At 71.0% G+C, this 6,122-nt stretch carries 4 protein-coding genes and 2 pseudogenes; 2 read left to right on the top strand and 4 right to left on the bottom strand.

Annotated features, from left to right (window positions below; translation table 11 throughout):
- Positions 1 to 662, top strand: a pseudogene (locus VOI19_RS12030) (DNA polymerase III subunit delta'); the annotation flags it as partial.
- Entirely contained in the window at positions 662 to 2,254 is a 1,593-nt protein-coding gene (locus VOI19_RS12035) for an alpha/beta hydrolase (protein WP_323793202.1), read from the top strand. The pseudogene VOI19_RS12030 and the gene VOI19_RS12035, both read left to right, overlap by 1 nt.
- Before the next feature lie 90 nt (positions 2,255 to 2,344).
- Here the strand turns inward: VOI19_RS12035 and VOI19_RS12040 are convergent, their stop codons facing one another.
- The 4 genes and pseudogenes from VOI19_RS12040 to VOI19_RS12055 form a co-directional block, all read right to left on the bottom strand.
- Positions 2,345 to 3,631 carry an HNH endonuclease signature motif containing protein gene (locus tag VOI19_RS12040; protein ID WP_323793203.1) on the bottom strand — a complete coding sequence of 429 codons (1,287 nt, stop codon included), beginning with the start codon at positions 3,629 to 3,631 and terminating at the stop codon, positions 2,345 to 2,347.
- A gap of 221 nt (positions 3,632 to 3,852) precedes the next feature.
- Complete coding sequence (locus VOI19_RS12045) at positions 3,853 to 4,809, bottom strand: VWA domain-containing protein (RefSeq protein ID WP_323793204.1); 957 nt, start codon at positions 4,807 to 4,809, stop codon at positions 3,853 to 3,855.
- Positions 4,806 to 5,774, bottom strand: coding sequence for a DUF58 domain-containing protein (locus VOI19_RS12050; RefSeq protein WP_323793205.1), 969 nt, complete (start codon positions 5,772 to 5,774; stop codon positions 4,806 to 4,808). Before VOI19_RS12050 ends, VOI19_RS12045 begins: the two co-directional genes overlap by 4 nt.
- Positions 5,771 to 6,122, bottom strand: a pseudogene (locus VOI19_RS12055) (MoxR family ATPase); the annotation flags it as partial. The gene VOI19_RS12050 and the pseudogene VOI19_RS12055, both read right to left, overlap by 4 nt.

Raw genomic sequence — 6,122 nt, forward strand, 5'->3', positions numbered from 1 at the left:
CGAGCTCGGCGGCGGTCGCGGAGTTCCTGATCCGCAGCGACTCCGTCGAGCCGGCGCTGGCGGCCTACGCGGCGCGCGCCAGTCAAGGACACATCGGTCGCGCTCGGGCGCTGGCGCGCGACGAGGCGACCCGCAACCGTCGCCGCGAGATCGTCTCGGTGCCGCTCAAGCTCACGACGCTGGGCGCCTGCATGCAGGCCGCCAGCAACATCGCCGACGTCGCCAAGGAGGAGGCCGAGGCGATCACGAGCGAGCTCGATGCGCGTGAGAAGGCCGACCTCGACACGACGTACGGCGTCGTTGAGCGCGGCCGGCGCCCACGCGAGTACTCCCCGGCCCTCGCGGCGCTCGACAAGTCGCAGAAGACCCGCGCCAAGCGCCGCGTCCTCGACGTCGTCGACCGCGGGCTGATGGACCTCGTCTCGGTCTACCGCGACGCCATCGCCGTCGCTTGCGGAGCGCCCGGTGCGCTGGTCAACGAGGAGATCCGGGGTGACATCGAGGAGCTCGCGCGCACCTCGACTCCCGAGCTCAACCTGCGCCGGATCGCCTGGGTCTTCGAGGCGCGCGAGCAGATGCTGGAGTTCAACGTGCCAGTGGCCCTGGCCCTGGAGTCGATGATGGTGGCGCTGAAGGTGCCCGAAGGAGCTGGCGGCAGATGATGAGCAAGAAGACGACCTGGGTCGTGTCCGTGATCGCGATCATCGCGCTCGGCGTGGGAGGCGGCGCCACGGCGGCGCTGGTCCTCACCGACGACGGCGGCTCCAGCGCAGCGCCCACGCCCACACCGTCGCCCTCGCCGGAGACCGGAGCGCCCGCGAGCCCGGCCCCGACGTCCGACGCAGACCCGGTCAACGTGCCCGAGGGTCTCGAGAGGTTCTACGAGCAGGTGCCCGCCTGGACCGCCTGCGGCAGCAACGAGTGCGCGACCCTCACCGTGCCGGTCGACTACGCCGAGCCCGACGGCGCGACCATCGACCTCAACCTCGAGCGCACCGTCGCCACCGACCAGGCCGAACGGGTCGGCTCGCTCGTCGTCAACCCCGGTGGTCCGGGTGCTCCCGGCACCAGCCTGGTCGAGGACCCCACCTTCGCCTTCGGTGCACCGCTGCTCGCCCGGATGGACATCGTCGCCTTCGACCCTCGCGGCACAGGCGAGTCCGCGCCGATCGACTGCGTCGACGATGCCGACCTCGACGACTACCTCGCCTCGGACCCCTCGCCCGACGACGCGGGAGAGATCGAGGAGTTCGCCGACACCCAGGCAGAGTTCTTCGCCGGCTGCGTGGAGTCCACCGACGACCTCATCGGCCACGTCTCCACCGTCGAGGCGGCCCGCGACATGGACGTCCTGCGCGGGGCCCTGCGCGAGGACCAGCTCGACTACCTCGGCTTCTCCTACGGCACCACGCTCGGCGGCGTCTACGCCGAGCTGTTCGCCGAGAACGTCGGCCGCTTCGTCCTGGACGGGGCGACCGACCCCACCCTCGACTTTCGCGAGAACTCGCTGAGCCAGGCTCGCGGCTTCCAGACCGCGCTCGACGCCTACGTCGAGGACTGCGTGGCCGGCGCCGACTGCTTCCTCGGCGACTCGCTCCAGGAGGGTCTCGACACGATCAGTGAGCTCCTCGAGGAGATCGAGGCCGACCCGCTGCCGACGGCCGACGACCGCGACCTCCAGATCGGGAACGCCTTCTACGGCATCGTGACGCCGCTCTACAGCCGTGACAACTGGCCGTTCCTCGACCAGGCGCTCCAGGAGGCGCTGTCGGGTCAGGGCGACACGCTGCTGCTGCTCGCCGACTTCTACTCCTCGCGCAACGCCGCCGGCGGGTTCGACGACAACAGCCTCGAGGCCTTCCTCGCCATCAACTGCCTCGACGATCCCACCTCGATCGACCCCGCCGAGGTCCCGGCCGAGTTCGATGTCTTCGACGAGGCCTCCCCGACCTTCGGTCGGGTCTTCGCCTGGGGTCTGGCCGGCTGCCGGGGCGTGCAGGTCGAGGCCGCGGAGCCGACCCCGACCATCACCGGTGAGGGCGCCGCGCCGATCGTCGTGCTCGGCACCACCCGCGACCCCGCGACGCCGTACGAGGAGGCCGTGGCGCTCGCGGAGCAGCTCGAGAGCGGCGTGCTGGTCACCCGCGACGGCGACGGCCACACGGCGTACAACAAGGACAACGCCTGCATCGACGCCGCCGTCGAGGACTACCTGCTCGAGGGCGCCGTCCCCGAGGACGGCCTCACCTGCTGATCGCGACCGAGCGCAGCGCCGGCGTATCGAGGCGCTGCATGGACGTGCCTGTGGCCCCGCTGATCTCAGCGGGGTGGGGGGGCTGGGTGGTCAGGGCTCGGGTGGGTCGTCGAGTGGGGTGGTGACGGGCATCCTGCCGTGGCGTCGTCCTCGGGTGACCCTGAACCTGGCTCCTGAGGGGCTGGTCCAGTCGTAGACCCCGGATTGGGGTGAGTCGTATTGCCAGGTGGAGAAGGTCTTGGCCCGGTGGTGCTTCCTGCACAGCAGGGAAAGATTCGAGGTCGTGGTTTTCCCACCATCGGACGGGTTGTTCTTGTTGAACGGGACTCGGTGGTCGAGGTCGCAGTGCTCGGCCCTGCGGGTGCAGTTCGGGAAGACGCAGTTCTGGTCGCGCAGGCGTACCTGTTCGACGAGCTTCGCCGCGGGGGCATAGGCGTCGGTCGAGATCTCTTGGTTGAGGTCGATGACGGGCTTGATGGTCACGCTCGTGCCGGCGGTCTGGCACCAGCCCTTGAGCTGCTCGATGAGGACGTCTCCACCGCCGACGTTGTCGAGGCTGACGTGGGGGCTATCGGCGTCGATGTGGGCGTAGATCACGACCCCGCGTCCACCGGTGTCACCGGCTCCGCTGGTGTCGAGGTCGAGCGTGAGCTGCTGGCGCGCCATCTCCCCGACGGCCATCGATCGGCGCGCTCCGAGGGATTCCTCGCAGCCGAGGTCGCCAAGGGTCTTGGCGCCTTGCTTGATGGCGGCTTCGAGGTCGAGGGCGTCTTCGGTCGAGAGGGTGCCGGTGACGTCGATGGTGCCGTCGGTGGTGGCGTCTCGTCCTCCGAGGTGGATCTGGAAGTCGCGGTCGTCTGCGGCTTTCTTGCGGCGGCGCTCTGCTTCTTCGGGGTCGAACAGGTCGATGGCTTGGGCGATGGTGCGTTCGATCTGGGCGAAGGAGCAGGAGTGGAGGGTGGGTGCGAGCATCCGGTCGACGTGGGCTGCGCCGTCGTAGGGCAGGAACATGGTGGAGGCGGCGAGCTTGAGTGCTTTCCAGGCCGGGACCTGCAGGTCCACTACTCGTTGCCAGACCCGGGGCAGTCGGTAGCGCAGCTCGAGGACCTTGCCGATGTAGAAGCATCCCGTGTCGGAGGACATTGCGAGGCCGGCGGCGAGGTCGTAGGCGTGGAACTCAGCCACCAGCGGGCAGCCGGTCCCTCCGAGGAGGACGCCGTCGACGCCGAAGGTCAGGTCGTCGATGACTGAGTTGTCGATGCGGTGCTCCACGGCCCACTGCACGATGCCTTTCATGAGCTCCACGTCGGCTGCGTCGCGGGCCGTCCGGAGGTCATGGACCGCGGCGATCGCGGTCGGGGTGGGCGTCTTTCGCATGGTCCGATTGTAGTCGTGGCCACCGACATTCGATAGTGTGATCGAACAACTGGTGGATGAGATTGTGGGTTGCTCACGGGGTTTCGAGGCTCACTTCGCTCGCACCTCAACCACCATGGGGCGGGGGCTTCGTCGACGGGCTCGTTCCTCGCCCTGCTCAGCCTCCGGGGACTTGCGCCGTCCGCTCCTTCGTCGCGTGGCCAGCTACTCGATGTCCAGCGCTACGGAAGGCGCGCGAACCATCGCAGCGAAAACCCGGCCGCGAGCAGGCCGAGCAGCAGCGCGACCGCGATGACCCACGGCGTCACGTCACGCTGCTCGGTGGTGAAGCCGATCGAGGTCTGGATGTCGTCGTAGACCTGGTCGAGGGCCTCGGCCGACTCGGCGGCGTACCCGGTGCCGCCGGTCGCCTGGGCGAGCGCGTCGAGCGAAGCCTGGTCGACGGGCACCGGGATGGTCTCGCCGTTCACGTCGACGGTGCCGTCGGGGGTGCCGTAGGCGATCGTCGAGACAGGGACGCCGGCGTCGATCGCCGACGTGGCGGCCTGGTCGATGCTGCTGCCCACGGTGTTGGTGCCGTCGCTGAGCAGCACGATCTGGGCGGGGACCTCCTCGGTCCCGGTCGCGCCGTCGACGGCGGCGGTCGAGGCGATCTGAGCGAGCGAGGTGAGGACGCCGTCCCCGATCGCGGTGCCCTCGTCGAGCACGAGGCGGTCGAGCGCCGCGACGGAGGCCTGGTGGTCGGTGGAGGGTGGCGCAAGCACGGTGGCGGCGCCGGCGAAGGTCACGATCCCGACGTTGAACCCGTCGGGCAGCCCGGCGACGAAGCCTTGGGCAGCGTCGCTGGCCGCCGAGATCCGGTCGGGGGTGACGTCGGTGGCCTCCATCGACAGCGAGACGTCGACGACGACGATCACGGTGGCGCGCTCGCGGGGCACCTCCACGTCGATCTGGGGACGTGAGGCGGCCACCGTGAGCACGACGAAGCCGAGCACCAGCAGCACCGCGGGAGCGTGGCGACGCCAGCCGGGCTTGGCCGGGATGAGCCGTTCGAGCATCGGCAGGGTGGCGAAGGTGACCGCGTAGCGGCTGCGGCGCTTGGCCTGCACGACGTACGACGCCACGAGCGCCGCGACGGGCAGGAGCAGCAGCAGCCAGACGGGGGAGGCGAGGCTCATGCGGGCATCCCTCCGCGGGCCGGGGCGCCGTGACGCAACGGCCGACCGTGCACGTGGCGCGCGAGGTCGCGCACCCAGTCGCGGTCGGTGCGCAGCAGGACGTGGCCGGCGCGGGCCGACTTCACGGCCTCGGCGGTGGCATCGCGGTGGGCGGCGGTCATGGCGGCGTAGCGCTCGCGCACGGTGCGGTCGGAGGTCCACACCTCGCGACGGCGTCCGCTCTCAGGATCGACGAGAGTGACGGCGCCGACGTCGGGCAGCGTCAGCTCGCGGGGGTCGACGATCTCGACGACGAGCACCTCGTGCGCGGCTGCGAGCCGGCGCAGCGGACGCTCCCAGGCGAACGGGCGCTCCACGGCGCCGTCGGGGTCGACGAAGTCGGTGATGATCACGCGCACGCCGGGCCGGCTGTGCCGCGCGCCGAAGCCGCGCAGTGCCTGGCCGAGGTCGGGGGCCGGCGCTCCCGAGGCAGACCCGGCAGGCCGACGGCGGCGTCGCAGGGCACGGTGCGCAGCAGCGCGGGAGGGTAGTGGCGCGGACCACTCGAAGCCGGACGCGCTCAGGTGGGCGGTGCCCAGCCGGTTGCCGGGGCCGGCGGTGAGCAGGGCGATCGCCGCGACAACGCCGGTGGCGATGTCGCGCTTCTCCGAGGCGATGGTGCCGAAGGCCATGCTGGGGGTGTCGTCGACGAGCACCCACGTCTCGAGCTCGTGCTGGGCCAACAGCCGCCACACGTGGGGGACGCCGGCCGAGCGTGCGGTGACGTTCCAGTCGATGCGGCGGACGTCGTCCTCGCCCGGGCGGTAGCGCACGACCTCCTCGGGCTCCGAGCCCGAGCCGAGCCGCAGTCCCTGCTGCTCGCCGTGCATCCGCCCGGGCAGGCGGCGTCGCACGGCGAGGTCGAGCGCGGCGAAGACGGTCTCGGGAGACGTGCTGCCGTCGAGAGCGGGGAGGTCGTCGCTCACGTGTGCTCCACGTACTCCGGCCCAGTCGACCCAGCGGGCCCGGTCGGCGCCGTCGGCTCGGCCTCGAAGCGGGGGCGTGCCGCGTCGGGGTCCTCGCGTGAGGCGACGGTCGGCTGGGGCACGGCTGCGATGACCTCGCGAATGATGTCGCGCGGGTCGGCACCGTCGGCGACGGCGTCGAAGGAGAGCAGGAGTCGGTGACTCATCACGTCGGGGGCGATCTCGACGATGTCGGACGGCAGCACGTAGGACCGACCGCGCAGCAGGGCCAGGGCACGGCCGGCTGCCAGCATCCCGAGGGAGGCGCGCGGGCTGACGCCGAGCTCGATGGTCCCGCTGAGGTGGGCC

It is taken from the genome of Nocardioides sp. (assembly GCF_034670285.1).
GTDB lineage: Bacteria > Actinomycetota > Actinomycetes > Propionibacteriales > Nocardioidaceae > Nocardioides.